This window comes from Candidatus Pristimantibacillus lignocellulolyticus (assembly GCA_023639215.1).
GTDB classification, from domain to species: Bacteria; Bacillota; Bacilli; order Paenibacillales; family Paenibacillaceae; genus Pristimantibacillus; species Pristimantibacillus lignocellulolyticus.
On the sequence record CP097899.1, the window covers coordinates 4,693,064 to 4,712,424 of the forward strand.

Below are 19,361 nucleotides of genomic sequence, written 5' to 3' on the forward strand. Positions count from 1 at the left end.
TTACCGTAATGTTCGTTGATGAAACTCTCGACCCACTATTTTCATCGGTGCGGAAGAGAGTTTTTCTGTCTATACTAATTGCGATGATTACATCGCACATCCAGGGGGTAGTTGTAATTATGTATAAAGTACTTGTATCCGATCCAATCAGTGACCTTGGTATTCAACAACTCGTTGATGCCCAAGACATCGTAGTAGACAAGAAGCCTGGTTTATCAGAGGATGAATTAGTATCCATCATTGGTGAATACGATGCCTTGCTTGTTAGAAGCCAAACAACAGTAACTGAGAAAATCTTGGAAGCTGGTAAGAAATTGAAAGTTGTCGGTCGTGCTGGTGTAGGCGTTGATAACATCAATCTTGATGCTGCAACGAAGCTTGGCGTAATCGTTATTAACGCTCCAGACGGTAACACAATCACTACATGTGAACATACTTTTGCAATGATGATGGCACTTGCTCGTCACATTCCTCAAGCTTACAAAAAGACTACTGAAGGAACTTGGGATCGTAAGTCCTTCCTAGGTGTTGAACTTCGCAATAAAACACTAGGTGTACTTGGTATGGGCCGTATTGGTAGCGAAGTAGCTAAACGCGCCAAAGCATTTGGTATGAACATCCTTGGTTATGACCCCTTCTTAACGGAAGAACGTGCTCAAAAACAAGGGATTACTCTTGCTACAGTAGATGAAATTATTCGTAATGCAGATTTCATGACTGTTCATACTCCATTGACTCCTGAGACAAAACATATGATTAGCAAAGCACAATTTGAAGTTATGAAGCCTGGTATGCGTATCGTTAACTGTGCTCGCGGTGGAGTTATTGACGAGATCGCATTGGTTGATGCTATTAATGAAGGTATTGTTGCTGGTGCAGCATTCGACGTATTCGAAGTTGAACCGCCAGCTGCGGATCACCCATTCTTGACACATCCAAAAATTATTGTGACACCACATCTTGGTGCATCTACTGTTGAAGCACAAGAAAATGTTGCAATTGATGTTTCAGAGCAAGTGCTTCATATTCTTCGTGATGAGCCGTTCACGAATGCTGTTAACATGCCTCCAATCCCTGCTGAAGTACGTAAAGTGCTTGAGCCTTACTTTGAACTTGGTGAAACTCTTGGTAGCTTCATCGCTCAAGGTACTGAAGGTGCTGTGGAAGAAATTAGTGTTAGTTACTCTGGCGATCTAGCTGATGTTGATACACAACCATTAACACGCTACATCGTTCGTGGAATTCTAGCTCATTACTTAGGTAAAGATACTGTAAATGTAGTTAACTCCATGCATACAGCGAAACAACGTGATGTAAACATCGTTGTTCAAAAATCTCGCGTTGCGCATAATTTCACTAACTTAGTGACTGTTACCCTTCGTACGAATAAAGAAGAGCGTTCTGCAGCTGGAACATTATTGTCTGGTTACGGTCCTCGTATTGTTCAAATTGATAAATACAATGTTGACGTTACACCTCGCGGTAACTTCATTCTTATTTCACATAATGACAAACCTGGTATCATTGGTCGCGTTGGTACATTGCTTGGTAGTAACGATGTTAACATCGCTACAATGCAAGTTGGTCGTCAAGATGAAGGCGGCACTGCAGTTATGGTTCTACGAGTTGATAAAGGAACTCCGAAAGAAGTTCTTACTCAATTAACAGACCTTCCTGAACTAATCACTGCAAAAGAAATCATCATCTAATCCATACTTTCTTACACAAAAGGCTAACGAGTTAAACTCGTTAGCCTTTTGTTGTTCCACGATTAACAATATTATCAATGACAATTCTACGAAAAAAGAGGTTCCTCGACGGTAATAGCGTTCAACGTCAAATTGCTACAGCAATCTACATTAATGCCTTACGGTTCAAGAAACCTCTAATATTACTGAATCATTTCATGTACCTTTACTGGTAACAATATTGTGAATGTCGTGCCATGACCAATCATACTATCTACGGCAATGTTTCCGTGATGTTGATCAATTATGTTCTTCACAATAGCAAGTCCTAACCCTGTACCTGAGCTATTTTCCCGTTTCCTCGCTTTATCAGCTTTGTAGAAACGTTCAAATATGTAAGGGATATCTTCTGAAGGTATACCTTGTCCTTCATCTTTCACTTGCACTTGGATGAATGATTCATGATTCAGTACAACTTCACTAGCTCGAATAATGACTCGTTTACCAGCGTCGGTATGTCTGAACGCATTATCAATCAAATTCGTAACAACTTGTTCAAGACGATCCTCATCGGCATGCTGAAGCTCTAATACAGCCTCTGCAAACTCCGACACTAACTCAACATCTCTTTCCTTCGCAAATACGGTAAACTTGCGTGCAACACGTGAGAGCAGCATATTAACATCAACAAGTTGATATTTCATGTTCATATGTCCTGCTTCCATTCTCGCAACGTCTAGAAAATCATTGACCAATCTTCCCATTCGGAGTGATTCATCATGAATGACTTGAACTAGTTCTTGGCGATCAGTAGGTGATACAACGATATCATCTAAGAGCGCTTCGCTATACCCTTGTAACATTTGCAATGGCGTACGAATTTCATGTGAGATATTAGCTACAAAATCTCGACGAATTTTATCAACCTTATGTTCTTCTGTAACATCACGGATAACAGCCACCACACCTCGCATCTTACTTGCAGACATTAATGGTGTTAAGACGACAGACCATACATAACTTTGCACATGAATTTTATCGGTAATTTCCTTACCATGATTAAGGACAAGAACATAACTTTCACGAATAGGTGCAGGCACCATTGGATAATTAACTATTTCACCAGTCGACCATTCCTCTTCAATGTTTTTCCATTGCTGAGTAAGTAAATGTCCATCTGGATTCGTAAGAATAATTTCACCGTTAGCATCAAATGTGATAACAGCATCACCAATACTCCGTAATATGCTTGAAAGGTGATTACTTTCATGATGAAGTTCATGAATAAGCTTCTCTAGCTGTTCGGTCATGTTGTTAAATGTTTGAGCTAGTTGTCCGATCTCATCCGAAGAGTCGATATGAACTCGAGTTGAGTAATTCCCTTCTGATATCGACACTGCAGCGTCTTTTAATTGCAGAAGTGGCTGCTGAATCTTTGAAGATAAGAAGAAGGCAAAAAAAGTAGATAATAAGAAGCCTATAATTGCCGTAATAATAAAGAGCACCTTAATGTCATTCGCATTTTCATCAAAAGATACATCAATATATTGCAGCAAAAAAGCACCAAGTATTAGTAGCACTACAGCTACTAATACTATAATCGTTACCCAAAGCTTTCCGATAACACTGTGCCACAGCATGCCAAACAGTCTTCGAAGCCATTTCATTTACTTCGGCACCTCTAGCTTATATCCGACTCCCCAAACCGTTGTAATCATGCTTGCAGCCTCTGCAGATACTTTATTCAACTTCTCACGTAGTCTTTTCACATGAGTATCGACTGTTCTTAAATCACCGAAAAATTCATAATTCCATACATCTTTTAATAATTCTTCTCTAGAGAATACTTTATCAGGTGAAACCGCTAAGTAATGTAACAGCTCATATTCTTTTGGCGTTAAGCTTACTTCTTGCCCACCAGCTGTTACGCGATGCGCATCATGCTCAATAATTAGATGTGGAAAAACTATACTATTTGAAGTGTTCATTTCTTTCGTTAAGAACGCTGTCGCTGAAGAACGGCGTAAAATTGCTTTCACACGATAGATCACTTCTCTAGGTGAGAATGGCTTAACAACATAATCATCGGCTCCAACTTCAAATCCTTGTACACGGTTCATTTCTTCACCTTTTGCTGTTAACATAACAACTGGCGTTGCTTTAACTTGACGAAGGCGTGTACATACTTCTATCCCATCAATACCTGGCAACATAACATCAAGTAAAATAAGCGCATAATCTCTATTCATAGCAAGCGATAGTGCTGTTTCTCCATCTTCCGCCTCTTCTATTTCATATCCTTCTTTTTCCAAATACATTTTCAGTAATCGACGAATTCTTTCCTCATCATCAACTACCAATATACGACTCAAATATTCTGTCATTATATTACACCTCTTCCTGTACCATCGTAACGCTTATATTAGTTTACACCTGCATACGAATGCATGCCTGAGATCAGTAGGTTAACTCCTACTAATGTGAATAATACAATAACGAAACCGATTACTGCAAGCCAAGCTGATGGTTTACCATGCCATCCACGGGAAAGTCTGAAATGTAGATATGCGCTATAGAATAACCAAGTTATCAATGCCCATACTTCTTTCGGATCCCAAGCCCAGAATCTTCCCCATGCGATTTCTGCCCAAATCATAGCAAATATTAATCCGCCTAGCGTAAATATAGGGAAGCCAATAGCAATAGCACGATAACTTATTTCATCTAAATCATCTGGATCAATTCCATCTAGCATAGGATGAATTAGAGCTCCAAGTGGCTTTCTAATAATAAGACGAATGACAGCATACATTAATAATCCAACAATAATAGACCAAACGACGGTATTAAATTTACGGCCTGCATCGACACCGCCAAACCAAGATGGTGTTTCTAACAACGCATCACTCATTCCTAAAAATGGTGTTACATGTAGCGAAGTACTATTGTACGGTTTAAAAATTGGTGGCATCGTATAATCAACGGTAGCCATTTTAGTAGTAACTTCTCCAACCGCAGAAACTTTTACGTTCTCTTGCTCAAATTGTGCAGTGTAGCCAGCACCTTTGAAACCAAATGAAGCAACGATGAAACCACATATAACAAGAATAGATATAAGTGTGAATTCTACCCAACGTTGTGCTTTACGACCTTTTTTCGATTTATCACTAAAGTCTACTACTCTTAGAAGATACATAAGCCCTGCAGCAAAACCAACTGCAAAGAATGCTTCACCAGTTGCTGCCATCGTTACATGGACTTTCAACCAGATTGACTGCAAAGCAGGGATTAGTGGCTGTACTTCTTGCGGGAAAACGGATGCATAAGCGACAATAATGATAGTTAACGGCAGAGCAAACATACCTAGTAATGGTTTTCTATACATAAAATGAATAATCGTATAAGCGACCATAATTGCCATACCTAAAAACGTAATAAACTCGTACATATTACTTACTGGCGCTTGTCCACTACCAATCCAACGAGTTGAGAAAAATAAGATGTGTGCAATTAAACCAGCCGTGGATGTAATAAAGGCTATGTTACTCCATCTAGCCTCATGTTCCTTAGGATCACGATTACTCCATTTCTTACCTGCTACAGCAATGCAATAAAAGATAAAAGCAAAACAATATAAAAAGAAAGCTACGATAAATATTGAACTACTAAAATCTAATAAACTCATCCTTTGTTTCCTCCGTTATCGAGACTCTTAGCATCTAACTCAATACCGACTTTTCCTAGTGCATACGAAGTATCAGTTCGCATACCATACCAGTTCTTTGTCGTATGAGCGCCTAGTGTCAATTTATGCTCATCAATACGCAACCAAATCCGACGATGTTGCCAATACGTTCCTAGTAATAGGCCAATCATACTTATAATTGCCCCTATCCATAAAAATTTCACTGCTTTATCAATTCGTATATTCAAATAAGTCGTTGCTTCTGAGAAAGAAACGTTTTCCATACCATCAACTTTAATTTCTAATTTATCAGTTAGTTCACGATTGATTGTATTTTGTGAAAAACGAACTTTATCTTTTTGAAGTGGGAAGTACATAAATACTTCTCCAGATTCTTTCAAATTCGGACCTTGAATATTGAAAATGAATGCAGGTGCATTAGGTTCGCGAGATAAGGTTATCGGCTCACCTTCACTATTAATTGAGAAGTCCATGTACTTGTCGATTAACGTAATTTTGTAAGGTCCTACTTCATAGTTGAGTTCTGGATCCACCATCGAAAGATGGAAAGGTCCAAAGGTTTCACCGGTTTCTTTGTTTGTGATCATAGGCGACACTGCATTGATTCTAGGTGTTAGATCATAATCAAATTGATGAAGCTTTAGATCTTTGTACCGTAGTGGGTCGTTTATTAGAATGGTATGCCTAAGCACTTCTGTTAAATTAGGCTTCTCGAAATCATCGTTACAATTACTTTCACACTCGTATAAAACCGCAAATGTTTCGAAATTTTTCACACGACCAGTATTTTGTAAACTTTCAGGCAACTCAGCATTATCGTAAAGTTCCATCTTAAAGCCTTCACTTTTTACATAATAATTGGTACCACTAATAGGTACAGTATCACCATCTACAACTTTAACGTAATTGTCTACATTCCATCCTGGTATCCCTCTTGCAAGAAGTGCCAATAGAACTAAAATAAGACCAATATGATTTATGTATGGACCCCAACGACTGAAGCGATTTTTCTCAGCCAGTAACGCTGTTCCATCAATATGTACTTTATATCCTTTTTTCTTAAGTGCTTGTCCGTAATTTTGCACCCATTGCTCTTCGTTTCCTTCAATTAGAGTAGAGTAAGTAACTTTCTGCCTAGTTAGGAACGAATGATGCTTTCGTATTTGTTGCTTATTCAACGCACGATATAAAGGAAGAACTCGATCGATACTACATATAACTAAAGAGGTTCCGATCATGACAAGCAGCGTAATAAACCACCAGCTGTTGTACGTATTATGAAGGCCAAGTAAATAATAAATTTTACCTGCAGTACCATAAGTTTCTTCATAATAAATTTTTGGGTCGAAATTGTTAATAAAGGTGTTAGCTTGTGGGAAAATAGTACCGAACATAGCTCCAATAAATGTAGCAATGATTAAATAAATAGCGATCTTCACAGAGGAAAAGAAATTCCAAATCTTATCTAATAGATCCGGATTCGCTTTTTGTGAACGACGTGCTACACCATCATAACGCATTTCAAGAGGTTCATTCGAATCGATAATCTCTTGAACAATAGGTTTGCCGCATGTTTCACATAATACAGTACCTACTGCATTTTGATGACCACACTCACACTTTGTATTCTCTGGTAAAAGCACACTTAAACCTCCTAAACATTATGATGAACAATAATTCTACTTCAGGATCAAAAATAATCATTGTGGACGTTATGAACAACTTCTTATTGCATTATTTGTTGGATATGTTCTTCTATTTGCTTCTCCGTCATTTCACCAACAACTGCTGCTTGCAAAGTGCCGTCAGCGTTTACAAAAAATGTTGTTGGATATGAACGCAACCCATATTTCTTCTCCGTTTTACGATCGACATCTCTAACAACAGCGTAAGTCATATTGAATTTGCGCACATAATTTGAAACCGTTAATGAATCTTCGCTTAGATTAATACCGACAATTTCAAGGCCCTGTTCATTCCACTTCTCATATTGATTTTGGAATGATGGAATTTCACGTATACAAGGCTCACAAAAAGTACCCCAAAAATTAATAACTAATGGAGTTCCGACATAATCTGAAAGTGCAACAGCTTCATTATTTAAGTTTGCTAGTCTAAAATCAGGTGCTGGTTGACCAACTTTGATCAAATTGTTACTGTCATTGTTTTGAAACGACTGAAAAATTGCATAGCCACCAATAATAAGAACGGCAAGCAAAACGACAACTTGTACCTTTTTCCTATATTTACCCATTATGTATACACCACCACTACTCGAATCTTTAAGTGCATATTCAGTTACAATACGATATTCTCATTATAACGAAAATTAGACGGCAAAATATGCCGTCCTCAATCCCTAATTATGAACTTTATGTGTCTTACGTGCTTCATTTAACAATTGTTTTATTTCTGATTCAGTTAGATGACGGAACTTACCGCGAGGCAACCCCTCAAGAATAACCTCACCGAAGCGAACACGTTTCAAGCGAATAACTTTATGGCCGATTGCTTCAAACATACGACGCACTTGGCGGTTACGTCCTTCATGAATTGTAATAGCTATCGTCGACTCATTATTTTCCATTTTTACATCTTGATATTCAACAGACGCTGGAGCAGTCATCCCATCTTCCAGTTCAATACCACGCTGTAGTTTTTCTAACAAACTACCATGTGGGACTCCTTTTACCGTTGCATAATACGTTTTTGGCACATGATGACTCGGATGTGTTAACAAGTTTGCAAACTCACCATCATTCGTAAGAAGCAGTAGTCCCTCTGTGTCGTAGTCAAGACGACCTACAGGATATACGCGTTCTTTAATACCAGGTAAGAAATCCGAGACAACTTTACGACCCTGTGGATCTTTTGCGCTCGTAATAACACCTTTTGGTTTGTTTAACATCACATATATTTTTTTCTCACTACGAATTGGACGACCGTTCACGGTGATGACATCAACATTTGGATTTACTTTCGTACCCATTGCAGTCACTTGTTCGCCATTTACTTCAACAGCACCAGACAGAATTAACTCCTCACATTTACGACGAGAAGCAACTCCAGCCTGTGCCAATATTTTTTGTAATCGTTCCACTATGCTCACCTCATCTACCATCATAACGATTACGACGATAAAGCACAAGCGTTGCTACTGGAATACAAGCATACAAATTACAATTGCTGCTACAAATCCAACCAAATCAGAGATTAGACCCACTTTTAAAGCATATTTCGAGTTACGTACTGCTACAGCACCGAAATAAACCGTTAATACATATAATGTTGTATCAGTACTACCTTGTATTGTAGAAGCAATTCTGCCAATTAATGAATCAGGACCATATGTCGCAATTAGATCCGCCGTAAATGCTAGCGAACCTGCTCCGGTGATCGGGCGTAACACCCCTAATGGTAAAACCTCGCTAGGTATACCGAACGATTCAAAAATCGGTTTAAATGCTAGTAGCATCATATCCATCGCTCCGGAGGCACGAAACATACTAATGGCAACCATCATCCCAACGAGATGCGGAATTATACCAATTGCCGTTTCAAACCCATCTTTAGCCCCATCTACAAAGATTTCGTATACCGGTTGACGTTTTTTAAGCATAGCATACAAAGGAATAAACACGATAATAGCAGGAATCATGTAAGAAGAAAGTTGAGTGAATATACTATACAAATGGTTCACCTCCATTAGAGGATCGAACCGTCGTTGTTGTGTTTACTTGCGCGGAAGAATTAATCGTGGTGTATGTACTTGGTGGTCCTTTATCTCGACTACGATACCATCGATCGACTAGTATAGCTGTTAATGTGGCAACAAAAGTAGCAGCTAAAGTCGTTCCAATAATTTCAGCAGGATTAGCTGAGTTGTAATTCATTCTAATCGCAATTAATGTTGTCGGCACTAATGTTATACTCGACGTATTGAGCGCAAGTAGCGTACACATTGCAGGTGTTGCGGTATGCTTGTCTGGATTCAGTGTTTGTAATTCCTGCATTGCTTTAATGCCCATAGGTGTTGCCGCATTACCTAATCCAAACATATTGGCACTTAGATTACTCATGATGTAACCAAGCGCTGGATGTCCTTTCGGAATATCTGGAAACAACCAACGAACAATCGGATAAAGTAAGCGAGATAACTTATGAAGTAACCCCGCTTCTTCAGCGATTTTCATCATGCCTAACCAGAACACCATAATACTAATTAATCCAAAACTAACGGTAACACCAGATTTGGCTCCGTCAAATGCTGCTTGCGTAACAGCATCCATGTTACCGTTAATTAGTCCAAAAATAACACTTACGACAATTAGAAATAACCATATCCAATTGACCATTCCCATGCCTCCCCCCAACATGTAACGATTATTGATATTGTATTACTTTATTCATCTAACCAATTTGACATCTTCTCAAGCCAACTCAGATGATCTTTACTATTTTTCTTGAATTTTGCAAATGTCTCTGAAGACACCGCATTCTGTTCTAATGAGAGTCTTGGACTATGTGCATCGTAGATTGGAACATTTCCGATATTTTTTCCCTCAAGGTAAAAATTCATTTTGCCTCTTTCTCCTAATGCAAAATGTACTGATTTCGGATCAATTAATTCAAGATCAGCTGTAATTTTCCCTAATTCATTCTCATCCAATGGATAAGCATATTGTTGTCCATATACAAGTGTACTGCCTGTAATCGTTTCTTCTTTTTTAGCTATGATGGACAGAGGATAGTTTTTGAAGCCCCAGTCCAGTAATTTGCTATGATCTTGCCAATCGTCTCCATCATTTAATGTAACTGCAACTAACTGTTGTCCATTTCTAGTTGCTGAGCTAACAAGGCAACGGAACGCCTTTTTTGTATAACCTGTTTTAACCCCATCTGCACCTTCATACATATAAAGCATTTTATTTTTGTTGCGCCATGAATAATTCCATTTTTCATATGGATTTGGTGCTTGCTTCTCTTCAGTTTTGACGATTTCTGCAAAAACTTTATTTTTCAATGCATAGGCAGTAAGAATAGCAAGATCATTGGCAGAGGATATATGACCTTCCTCATCTAAGCCATGTGGATTACGAAATTGAGTGTTGATTAAGCCTAGTTCAAGAGCTTTTTCATTCATTAGGTATACAAATCCTGCTTCCGACCCTCCAACATGTTCAGCGATTGCTGTTGCTGCATCATTACCACTTCGTAACATGAGGCCATACAGCATATTCGATAATGTCATTTCCTCTCCAAGCTTAAGATAGATTGAAGAACCTTCCCTTCCCGCAGCTCTTTTTGTAACTACGGCTTTTGAACTTAAATCACCATATTCTATAGCAACAATAGCTGTCATAATTTTAGTTAAACTGGCAATTCGTAACGGCGTGTCTCCATCTTCACTATACAAAATCCGCCCCGACTGAACGTCGATTAAAGCAGTTGCTTGCGCATGGGTTGATATTTCCGGGGTAGCTCGTACCACTTCAGCGTTTACTACTCCAAAGATCAAGCATCCGATTAGTGTTCCAATAAAACCTTTCGACCAAATAGAATCCTTCATAGTTCTCCTCCTGATGTCATTGGACTTACCTATCATATTTTGCAACCTATTGATGTAGTATATGCAGAAAGTTGAAATTGTAGACGAGCACCCAGCTCTTTCCACTAGCTTATTCGAAGTATTTGATGATTAGCACAAAAAAGCCAACTAACTAGGAAGTGATTCCAATGTTAGTCGGCTTTTTCTTCGTACATTAAGACAATATTATAATGGAGAAAAGATTACTGGTGATAACCACTTGTATTATCATCAGAACTTTGTTGAATTGATGCAGTACTGCTTGCATCCGTATTTGATGTTATCATGGATTGTATTTTATCCATCCATGATGGTGCAGCATCAATCACTTTGTCTAACAGATGAGTTTGATTATCTAGCGGCACAACTTTGACGCCTTGAGCACCTACAACAAGAAAAGCAATTGGAGTAATGGATACACCGCCACCACTACCACCACCGAACGGCATAGCGCTAGTAGCAGAATGTAGTCCTTCTAGCTGAGTGTGATGTGGCTCATCTTGATCCATCCGTATTTCACTACCTCCAGCTACAAATCCTACACCAACACGAGAGATCGGTAATATCGTATCACCACTTGGTGTATGAATGGGATCTCCTACAATCGTGTTGATTCCTAACATTTCTTTAATGTTTTCTAGACTCGTGGACATTAACCCTTGAATAGGATGTTCTGACATTTGAAATCACTCCTAATTGATGATATGAAGCCTACGCAATATTTTGCTCAACATTACCGTAGAATATAAGCATCAATTATTACCTTTAGAGGAAGTTTAAAATGTTCGACTGTAATTAAGATGAATCGCGTTGTAGTTTGCTCGACGGCTAACATATCCTCCATTCGAAAGCATGCGTGTGCTCACGTACACAATACGTAAGCTGTGCTATTCGGCAGTGATAATGATCAATTCGTTCCCGCTGGTACATTACTTCGTACGATATACCTCTTTTTCCATTTTGAAATTCGAAACATAATATATATGCCTGTAAATAGTGCATGCCACAGCTTCATTTTAACCAAACAAGACCATTCCGTCGCGAAGAACGTCGTCTGATAAATTGGTTCAATCTTTACAACAGGTGACTCCTTTACTCGTACAAGTCCTGAAAGCGTTCCAAAGATCATGCCTTTCACAGACCATAATAAGCCACAAGTCATCGCTGTTGTCACAGCATCACCAGTTCCAACATAACTGTACCATTTCCATTCCGTAAGTATACCGTTACTCAAAACGCGTTTAAATCTACCTCGCATGTCATGAACCATTTTCAAAGCAGCATGCCATTGCTTATATTGCGCAATTGCAATATCAGGGTCCCAATCCCGACTTCCGCGTTGCTTATTCTCACTAGCTTCACTGTCTTGTTGAGCTTGAAATGACTTTTTACCAAATTCAAATTGGGGCATTACAATTTTGAATTTGAATAAACCATACAATCCAACTATTTTGATTAAAATGTAATCTTCATCTTTTCGACTCCGCGCATAACAATCAAATGTAAGAGTAGAGTAACAAGCAGCGATAACTAGGGCGACAATAAAAAGACCGACCAACCACGCCCAATTACTAAGAATCCAAGGCAGCATGTTCCACCTCCTCTACTTAAGTATATTGACCATAGTATGACCAGTCTTATTGTTATCATTCCTTCACTTCATCCAACGTCATCTGACGACCTTCAAATCTTTCAAACAACAATTGCGTTTGCTCATCCATATCTTCATCTTCTAAAGATACCTCTTTCGGTTCTGGAAGTTCTTTAATAGAACCAAGACCAAAACTATCAAGAAATATTTTAGTAGTTCCATAGAGAATAGGGCGACCGATCGCTTCCGCTCGTCCTACTTCTTCAATTAGATCTTTCGCTACTAAAGTATGTATCGCACGTTCGCATTTTACGCCACGAATTTCTTCGATTTCAACTCTTGTAATTGGTTGCTTATACGCTACAATAGATAACGTTTCAAGTGCTGCTTGTGAAAGTTGTGCTCTTGTTGGCGTATAAGCCATTCGTTCAAAATATGCTGCGTGTTCTGGATGTGTTGTTAGACGATATGAACCGGCAAGAATCCCGATTTGCACACCTCTCCCATCTCGTTCCAAATCACGTTGTAAATCAAGAACTAACTCCTCAATATAGTCAACATCTATACCCATTATATCTGCGAGTTGACGTTTATTAAGCCCTTCATCTCCTGCCATGAAAAGCAAACCCTCAATAATCGACTTCAATTGCTGAAATTCCATCGGAAATACCTTCTCCTCTCCACTGTATCACAATATCATCGAAGAGCCCGTGCTGGTAGCAACGGATATGCTTCATTTTCATTAATTCGAGAATAGATAGAAAAGTAACTACAATTTCATGCTTAGACATATTTTCGCGAATAAGTTTAGAGAATCGAACCGTTTCATATTGTTTTAATACTTCAACAATATCTTTAATACGATCCTTAACTGAAATTTCATCTCGTTGAATTGTCGCTATAACATCTCTTCGATTCGCACGTTTCATAGCTTTTTGCAGTGCTAAGACGAGATCAGACAATTGAATACCTTCTAATGGATTGACATATGTCTCCTTCATAAAACCAGTCATATCTTCTGGTTCACGTGAAAATACAAGACTTCTCTGAAATTCTTTATCTTTCAGATCTTCTGCAATCTGCTTGAATTTACGATATTCAATCAACTTCTGAATCAACTCTTCACGCAAGTCAGGCCCTTCATCATACCACTCTTCATATTCATTCTCGAATACAGGAGGCTTCGGTAATAACTGCTGGCTTTTAATTGCTAATAGCGTAGCAGCCATTACCAAAAATTCACTTGTTATGTCTAGCTCCAATTCCTTCATATCATTCAAATATCCCATATACTGATTCGTAATCTCGCTAATGGATATATCTTGAATATCAATTTCCGATCGATCAATAAGATGCAACAATAGATCGAGCGGACCTTCGAAAGAATCTAGCTTGTATTGTACGGACACACCATAACCTCCTGTCTTGTAAGAATGTTTAAAAAACGGACTTTGATAACGATGTGTTGCTTCGAAGCATACTCGACATCGAATAAGAAGCGAACTTGGGAAGTCCGGTACGCGTGTACCAATAATGTACACTTGCGTTTCCTCCTCCCTCAAGTAGCGCTCCATCTTCTCGGTTCTGAAAGCCCTTTTTTTAAACCTTCATTGTAATTATTAGTCTTTAAAATTTAGCGGAGCTAAGACGCTTATGCAACGGAGCATAGAGCACAACGTACGTAACTAGTACGTAAGCGAACTCACAACTTCGAAGCGAAACCAACTAGTCTATGCAACGAAGCATCACTAACAAGGATCTCGATCGAATTTCAAATAAAGATTCAAAATGATCGCTTGTCAGTACCAAGAAGATGGTATGAAGCTAGTGACGCGAAGCGCGGAATGTACGTTATTGGTACATGAGCACTGGAGTTAGCGATGAATGCCATATTCGCCGTCGACTAAGCTACGTCAGCATATTCAACGTAATCACAAGCAATCACTTTTGAATTTCCTTCAAAAGGTTCGCCATCTCAATCGCTGTAATCGCTGACTCATACCCCTTATTCCCTGCCTTCGTCCCAGCTCGCTCAATCGCTTGCTCGATCGAATCAACAGTCAATACGCCAAATACAGTAGGAACTCCTGTTTTCAACGCTACTGCAGACACACCTTTAGCCGCTTCGTTACAAACATAATCGAAATGAGGCGTTGCTCCGCGTATAACGGCACCTAGTGTAATTACTGCATCATATTTTCCGCTCTCTGCCATCTTTTGTGCTATAAGTGGAATTTCAAATGCTCCTGGAACCCACGCTACATCTACTTCATTATCTTGTGCACCATGACGTTTGAATCCATCTAATGCTCCAGCTAATAACTTACTTGAAATAAATTCATTAAAACGTCCAACTACTACCCCATACTTTAATCCTTCAGAAATCAAATTACCTTCATATACAAATGCCATCTTAATTTCCCCTCTCTATTCTAATGATTATTTCGTATAAAAGCATTACTTTTATATGAATTTGTTAAAATTTTAAGATATGACCCATTTTTTCTTGCTTTGTATGCATATACTTTTCATTATCTTTGTTATGTTCAAGCTGAATAGGTACTCTTTGTACAACTTCGAGCCCATGTCCCTCTAACGCTGTAATCTTGCGAGGGTTATTAGTAAGCAGACGAATCTGTTTCACACCAAGATCCTTCAATATTTGAGCACCAATGCCATATTCTCGCAAATCAGCAGCGAATCCAAGTTTAATGTTAGCCTCAACTGTATCTAAACCTTGCTCTTGTAATTCGTACGCTTTCAGCTTATTAATTAACCCTATACCGCGACCTTCTTGACGCATATACAATACGATACCAGCACCAGCTTCATTAACGGTGCGAAGTGCTGCTTCAAGTTGCACCCCACAGTCACAACGATGTGAATGAAATACATCTCCAGTTAGACATTCAGAGTGTACACGAATTAATACCGGTTGAGAAGGGTCTATCTCACCCTTCACTAGTGCAATATGCTCTTTATGATCAATTACATTTGTATAACCGACTGCAGTAAACTCACCAAAGTCTGTTGGAAGCTTACAAGATGCTTCACGAGTAATTAATTTTTCCGTTTGACTGCGATATTCAATGAGCGCTTTGATCGTAATTAACTTTAATTGATGTTTCTCCTTGAAAAGTTGGAGGTCATCCAAACGTGCCATACTGCCATCTTCATTAATTATTTCGCAAATAAGTGCAGCTGGTTTCGCACCAGATAATTTGGCCAAATCAATTCCAGCTTCTGTATGACCAGCTCGTTGCAAGACACCACCTGCTTTAGCAATTAGTGGAAAAATATGCCCGGGTCTACGAAAATCTGTCGCTACTGCGTTGTCGTCGATTAATGCATGAATTGTCATCGCTCGTTCATGTGCGGAAATGCCTGTTGTCGTTGAAGTATGATCAACTGAAACTGTAAATGCCGTACCATGAAAATCAGTATTCTGTTTAACCATTGGTGGTAAATCCAGAGACCGTGCTCTTTCTTCAGTAATCGGCACACATACTAGTCCTCTTGCCTCAGTAATCATGAAGTTAACAGCCTCAGGTGTAACATATTCAGCTAACGCGATTAAGTCTCCCTCATTCTCACGGTCTTCATCATCAACGACAATAACCGATTTACCTTGTTTCAAATCTGCTATCGCAGATTCTATGCTATCAAATATATCTGTTTGTTCACTCATCGTTATTCCTCCCAAAACTATAATTGTTACATAAATCCATGTTCGGTCAGGAACGCATTAGATAAATTAGATTGTTTGGGCTTATCTATATCTTTAACTTGATATTTCAATAAATGTTCAACATATTTTCCGATAATGTCGGCTTCAAGGTTCACAATATCACCAACATCTCGTTGTTGTAATGCCGTCTGAGCTAACGTATGTGGAATGACGGATACTTTCACAACATTTTGGAGAACACTAATGATCGTTAGACTAATACCATCAATCGTTATTGAGCCTTTTGGAATGACATACTTCAGTAATTCTCTATCACCTACTTGGATCTCGAAAACTACTGCATTTCCATCTCTATATCTTGCAGCGATATGTCCAGTCCCATCAACGTGCCCTTGCACAATATGCCCGCCAAATCTTCCTCCGGCGATCATAGCCCGTTCCAGATTAACGGTACGCCCATTTGTAAGTTGTGATAGTGAGCTTTTTCGATATGTTTCCGGCATGACATCAGCTGTAAAATCATTCGTATGAAACGACGTTACAGTAAGACAGACACCATTAACAGAGATGCTGTCCCCAATAGCGACCCCTTCAATAACCTTTTTAGCAGCTATACTAAGTTGCATAACCTCACCTTGTTTACGAATCCCTTTTACTAAGCCGATTTCCTCAATTAGTCCCGTAAACACAATCCATCCCTCCTCTCATTCTCTTTTTTTATACCTAGTTCAACTCCTGCTTGACCGATAGAATTACTCAACTTTGTAGTTGATTTATGCTTGTATTACTTATGATGGATGAGATCGTATATACAAAAAACCCCCAAAGGCTATTGCCATTGGGGGTAGATTATGTAGAAATTTCTACGCTGAAAAAGCCTAGAACTTTGCATCAAATTGACACAATGCTTCATAGACATCTCTCAATGTACGAATTCCTTAAAAAGCGAATTCAAATAGACCTTGTATGATGATTATACTCAAAAAAGTATACCTCATCACAAAGATATATTGAAGCTTCTCCTTCTCCCATCCAGACTTTACTGTCGGTTCTAGATTCACACTAGATCAGCCAATCCATTATGTCGCCATAATTAGATTGGGTCGCGGACTTACACACTATGAAGTGAAACTCACTTCATAGTGTGATCACCGCCGGTTGGGAATTTCACCCGACCCCCGAAGGTAAGCATACTACTATTCAATTGAATTAATTGTAATATTAAACTTCGTAAACTTCAACTGATTCCATTTTAGAACCATTTGACAATGCGTCTACCAATTCCATACCTGAAACAACTTTACCGAAAACAGTATGTTGTCCATCTAAATGTGGTTGAGCTTGATAACAAATGTAGAATTGGCTACCACCAGTATTGCGACCAGCATGTGCCATCGCAAGTGAACCGCGCTCATGTTTGTTAGGATTGATTTCACAATTAATTGTGTAACCTGGACCACCAGTACCACGACCGTCTGGGCAACCACCTTGAGCTACGAAACCTGGAATAACACGGTGGTAAGTTAAACCGTTATAAAATCCATCAGATGCAAGTTTTTCGAAGTTTGCAACAGTATTTGGAGCGTCTTGGTCGAATAAGTCGATTACAACTTCTCCACCTTCAGCTAATTTAATTTTTGCTTGTTTTGCCATTTTGACATCTACCTTTCATCTTTGAGATAACATTACGTTACCAATTTTAAGCCTATTTCGCAAGTGTAGATTTTTGTAGACGTGCAGGAACGACATCATTGCACACAATATTTTCCAAAGATTCGCGTTTAACAACTAAATCTGCTTGACCATCTTTTACAAATACTACAGCTGGGCGACGAATTCGATTGTAGTTACTTGCCATTGCATAGTTGTACGCACCTGTACAGAATACAGCTAGTAGATCACCAGTTTTTGATTCTGGAAGATTAACATCCCAGATCAACATATCGCCACTCTCGCAACATTTACCAGCAATTGAAACTACTTCTGTAGCTTCTTCATTCGCACGATTAGCTAATACCGCTTCATATTGAGATTGATAAAGTGCTGGACGAGGATTATCCGTCATACCACCATCAACCGCTACATATTTACGTACGCCAGGAATGTTTTTGCTTGTACCAACTGTATACAACGTTGTACCAGCATCACCAACCATACTACGACCTGGTTCAGTCCATATTTCAGGCCAAGCATAGTTTGCTTCTGTAAAATTCGTTTTAATCGCATCTGCAATCGCATTGACATATTCACTAATTGGAAGTGGAGAATCTCCTTCAACATAACGAATACCAAAGCCACCACCCACGTTAATTACAGTGAAATGAATGTTAAATTCATCACGAATTGCAACTGCAAATTTCGTAATTTTTTCAACAGCCATACGGAAACCTTCAACTTCGAAAATTTGAGATCCGATATGGGAGTGTACACCCAATAAGTTTATGTTAGCTAAATCATTAGCTTGGATAATTGCTTCCCTTGCAGATCCATTACCAAGATCAAAGCCGAATTTAGAATCTTGTTGACCAGTTGAAATATAATCATGTGTATGTGCTTCAACACCTGGAGTAACACGAAGTAGCACATTCACTACTTTATTTTTTTGTGCTGCAAGATCATTAAGTACGTGTAACTCAATAAAATTATCAACTACGAAACAACCAATTCCAACTTCAAGAGCCATATTGATTTCTTCGTCAGTTTTGTTATTACCGTGGAAGTGAATACGTTCAGCAGGGAAACCCGCTTCCAGTGCAGTATATAATTCACCGTCAGAAACAACGTCTAGAGACAAGTTTTCTTGCTCAGCTAATATACACATTGCTTTTACAGAAAATGCTTTACTCGCGTAAGCAACTTGAAATTTCAACCCTGTAGCTGTGAATGCATCTACATATTCACGTGCGCGTTGTCTAACTAAAGCTTCATCAACTATATATAGTGGAGTACCAAATTCACTTGCAAGATTGGCAACATCAACTCCACCAATTTCCAAGTGACCATTATCATTTACTTTACTAGTACCATGTAAATACATAAATTCCCCTCTGCTTTCCTCTATCACTGAAAGATAGACCATTATTCATCATTTCTCACAGTAT

19 protein-coding genes and 1 riboswitch are annotated in these 19,361 nt (G+C 38.8%); of the genes, 1 reads left to right on the top strand and 18 read right to left on the bottom strand.

Annotation, left to right across the window (positions count from 1 at the left end; genetic code table 11):
- The first annotated feature begins 119 nt into the window (after nt 1-119).
- Entirely contained in the window at nt 120-1,709 is a 1,590-nt protein-coding gene (serA, locus tag NAG76_20390; protein ID URN94154.1) for a phosphoglycerate dehydrogenase, read from the top strand.
- A 182-nt stretch (nt 1,710-1,891) separates the two neighbouring features.
- On the opposite strand, the gene NAG76_20395 is transcribed toward serA, so the two are convergent.
- The 18 genes from NAG76_20395 to lysA all read right to left on the bottom strand — a co-directional run bounded on the left by NAG76_20395 (nt 1,892) and on the right by lysA (nt 19,297).
- Entirely contained in the window at nt 1,892-3,355 is a 1,464-nt protein-coding gene (locus NAG76_20395) for a cell wall metabolism sensor histidine kinase WalK (protein ID URN94155.1), read from the bottom strand.
- On the bottom strand, nt 3,356-4,072 hold the full coding sequence (locus tag NAG76_20400; protein URN94156.1) for a response regulator transcription factor: 717 nt from the start codon (nt 4,070-4,072) through the stop codon (nt 3,356-3,358).
- A 38-nt stretch (nt 4,073-4,110) separates the two neighbouring features.
- Nucleotides 4,111-5,373: a cytochrome c biogenesis protein CcsA gene (gene ccsA / locus NAG76_20405; protein ID URN94157.1), complete on the bottom strand. Its 1,263-nt coding sequence runs from the start codon at nt 5,371-5,373 to the stop codon at nt 4,111-4,113.
- Complete coding sequence (locus NAG76_20410; protein ID URN94158.1) at nt 5,370-7,037, bottom strand: cytochrome c biogenesis protein ResB; 1,668 nt, start codon at nt 7,035-7,037, stop codon at nt 5,370-5,372. The genes ccsA and NAG76_20410 overlap by 4 nt, the downstream gene beginning before the upstream one ends.
- Nucleotides 7,038-7,120: 83 nt before the next feature.
- Nucleotides 7,121-7,648, bottom strand: a complete 528-nt coding sequence (locus NAG76_20415) for a redoxin domain-containing protein (protein URN94159.1) — start codon at nt 7,646-7,648, stop codon at nt 7,121-7,123.
- A gap of 105 nt (nt 7,649-7,753) precedes the next feature.
- On the bottom strand, nt 7,754-8,494 hold the full coding sequence (locus NAG76_20420; GenBank protein URN94160.1) for an rRNA pseudouridine synthase: 741 nt from the start codon (nt 8,492-8,494) through the stop codon (nt 7,754-7,756).
- A gap of 54 nt (nt 8,495-8,548) precedes the next feature.
- On the bottom strand, nt 8,549-9,052 hold the full coding sequence (locus NAG76_20425) for a spore maturation protein (protein ID URN96896.1): 504 nt from the start codon (nt 9,050-9,052) through the stop codon (nt 8,549-8,551).
- Between the two features lie 25 nt (nt 9,053-9,077).
- Nucleotides 9,078-9,749, bottom strand: a complete 672-nt coding sequence (locus NAG76_20430; protein URN94161.1) for a nucleoside recognition protein — start codon at nt 9,747-9,749, stop codon at nt 9,078-9,080.
- 47 nt (nt 9,750-9,796) lie between these two features.
- Entirely contained in the window at nt 9,797-10,963 is a 1,167-nt protein-coding gene (locus tag NAG76_20435) for a D-alanyl-D-alanine carboxypeptidase (protein ID URN94162.1), read from the bottom strand.
- A gap of 221 nt (nt 10,964-11,184) precedes the next feature.
- Nucleotides 11,185-11,661: a GerW family sporulation protein gene (ytfJ, locus tag NAG76_20440; GenBank protein URN94163.1), complete on the bottom strand. Its 477-nt coding sequence runs from the start codon at nt 11,659-11,661 to the stop codon at nt 11,185-11,187.
- 227 nt (nt 11,662-11,888) lie between these two features.
- Complete coding sequence (locus NAG76_20445) at nt 11,889-12,572, bottom strand: DUF2953 domain-containing protein (protein ID URN94164.1); 684 nt, start codon at nt 12,570-12,572, stop codon at nt 11,889-11,891.
- Nucleotides 12,573-12,627: 55 nt separating this feature from the next.
- Nucleotides 12,628-13,233, bottom strand: a complete 606-nt coding sequence (gene scpB / locus NAG76_20450) for an SMC-Scp complex subunit ScpB (GenBank protein ID URN94165.1) — start codon at nt 13,231-13,233, stop codon at nt 12,628-12,630.
- On the bottom strand, nt 13,202-13,981 hold the full coding sequence (locus NAG76_20455; GenBank protein URN96897.1) for a segregation/condensation protein A: 780 nt from the start codon (nt 13,979-13,981) through the stop codon (nt 13,202-13,204). Before NAG76_20455 ends, scpB begins: the two co-directional genes overlap by 32 nt.
- Before the next feature lie 532 nt (nt 13,982-14,513).
- Nucleotides 14,514-14,984, bottom strand: coding sequence for a 6,7-dimethyl-8-ribityllumazine synthase (ribE, locus tag NAG76_20460; protein ID URN94166.1), 471 nt, complete (start codon nt 14,982-14,984; stop codon nt 14,514-14,516).
- Nucleotides 14,985-15,048: 64 nt separating this feature from the next.
- Nucleotides 15,049-16,242: a bifunctional 3,4-dihydroxy-2-butanone-4-phosphate synthase/GTP cyclohydrolase II gene (locus tag NAG76_20465; protein ID URN96898.1), complete on the bottom strand. Its 1,194-nt coding sequence runs from the start codon at nt 16,240-16,242 to the stop codon at nt 15,049-15,051.
- A 44-nt stretch (nt 16,243-16,286) separates the two neighbouring features.
- Complete coding sequence (gene ribE / locus NAG76_20470) at nt 16,287-16,949, bottom strand: riboflavin synthase (GenBank protein URN94167.1); 663 nt, start codon at nt 16,947-16,949, stop codon at nt 16,287-16,289.
- Between the two features lie 327 nt (nt 16,950-17,276).
- Nucleotides 17,277-17,450, bottom strand: a riboswitch (FMN riboswitch).
- 31 nt (nt 17,451-17,481) lie between these two features.
- Nucleotides 17,482-17,913 carry a peptidylprolyl isomerase gene (locus NAG76_20475; protein ID URN94168.1) on the bottom strand — a complete coding sequence of 144 codons (432 nt, stop codon included), beginning with the start codon at nt 17,911-17,913 and terminating at the stop codon, nt 17,482-17,484.
- A 52-nt stretch (nt 17,914-17,965) separates the two neighbouring features.
- On the bottom strand, nt 17,966-19,297 hold the full coding sequence (lysA, locus tag NAG76_20480) for a diaminopimelate decarboxylase (protein URN94169.1): 1,332 nt from the start codon (nt 19,295-19,297) through the stop codon (nt 17,966-17,968).
- Nucleotides 19,298-19,361: the final 64 nt, after the last annotated feature.

Coding starts and splice junctions, on each gene's coding strand:
- ccsA (URN94157.1), bottom strand. CDS start 5,373: ATGAGTTTATTAGATTTTAGTAGTTCAATATTTATCGTAGCTTTCTTT.
- ribE (URN94166.1), bottom strand. CDS start 14,984: ATGGCATTTGTATATGAAGGTAATTTGATTTCTGAAGGATTAAAGTAT.
- scpB (URN94165.1), bottom strand. CDS start 13,233: ATGGAATTTCAGCAATTGAAGTCGATTATTGAGGGTTTGCTTTTCATG.
- ytfJ (URN94163.1), bottom strand. CDS start 11,661: ATGTCAGAACATCCTATTCAAGGGTTAATGTCCACGAGTCTAGAAAAC.
- serA (URN94154.1), top strand. CDS start 120: ATGTATAAAGTACTTGTATCCGATCCAATCAGTGACCTTGGTATTCAA.
- NAG76_20445 (URN94164.1), bottom strand. CDS start 12,572: ATGCTGCCTTGGATTCTTAGTAATTGGGCGTGGTTGGTCGGTCTTTTT.
- NAG76_20415 (URN94159.1), bottom strand. CDS start 7,648: ATGGGTAAATATAGGAAAAAGGTACAAGTTGTCGTTTTGCTTGCCGTT.
- NAG76_20395 (URN94155.1), bottom strand. CDS start 3,355: ATGAAATGGCTTCGAAGACTGTTTGGCATGCTGTGGCACAGTGTTATC.
- lysA (URN94169.1), bottom strand. CDS start 19,297: ATGTATTTACATGGTACTAGTAAAGTAAATGATAATGGTCACTTGGAA.
- NAG76_20435 (URN94162.1), bottom strand. CDS start 10,963: ATGAAGGATTCTATTTGGTCGAAAGGTTTTATTGGAACACTAATCGGA.
- NAG76_20400 (URN94156.1), bottom strand. CDS start 4,072: ATGACAGAATATTTGAGTCGTATATTGGTAGTTGATGATGAGGAAAGA.
- NAG76_20425 (URN96896.1), bottom strand. CDS start 9,052: ATGATTCCTGCTATTATCGTGTTTATTCCTTTGTATGCTATGCTTAAA.
- NAG76_20430 (URN94161.1), bottom strand. CDS start 9,749: ATGGTCAATTGGATATGGTTATTTCTAATTGTCGTAAGTGTTATTTTT.
- NAG76_20475 (URN94168.1), bottom strand. CDS start 17,913: ATGGCAAAACAAGCAAAAATTAAATTAGCTGAAGGTGGAGAAGTTGTA.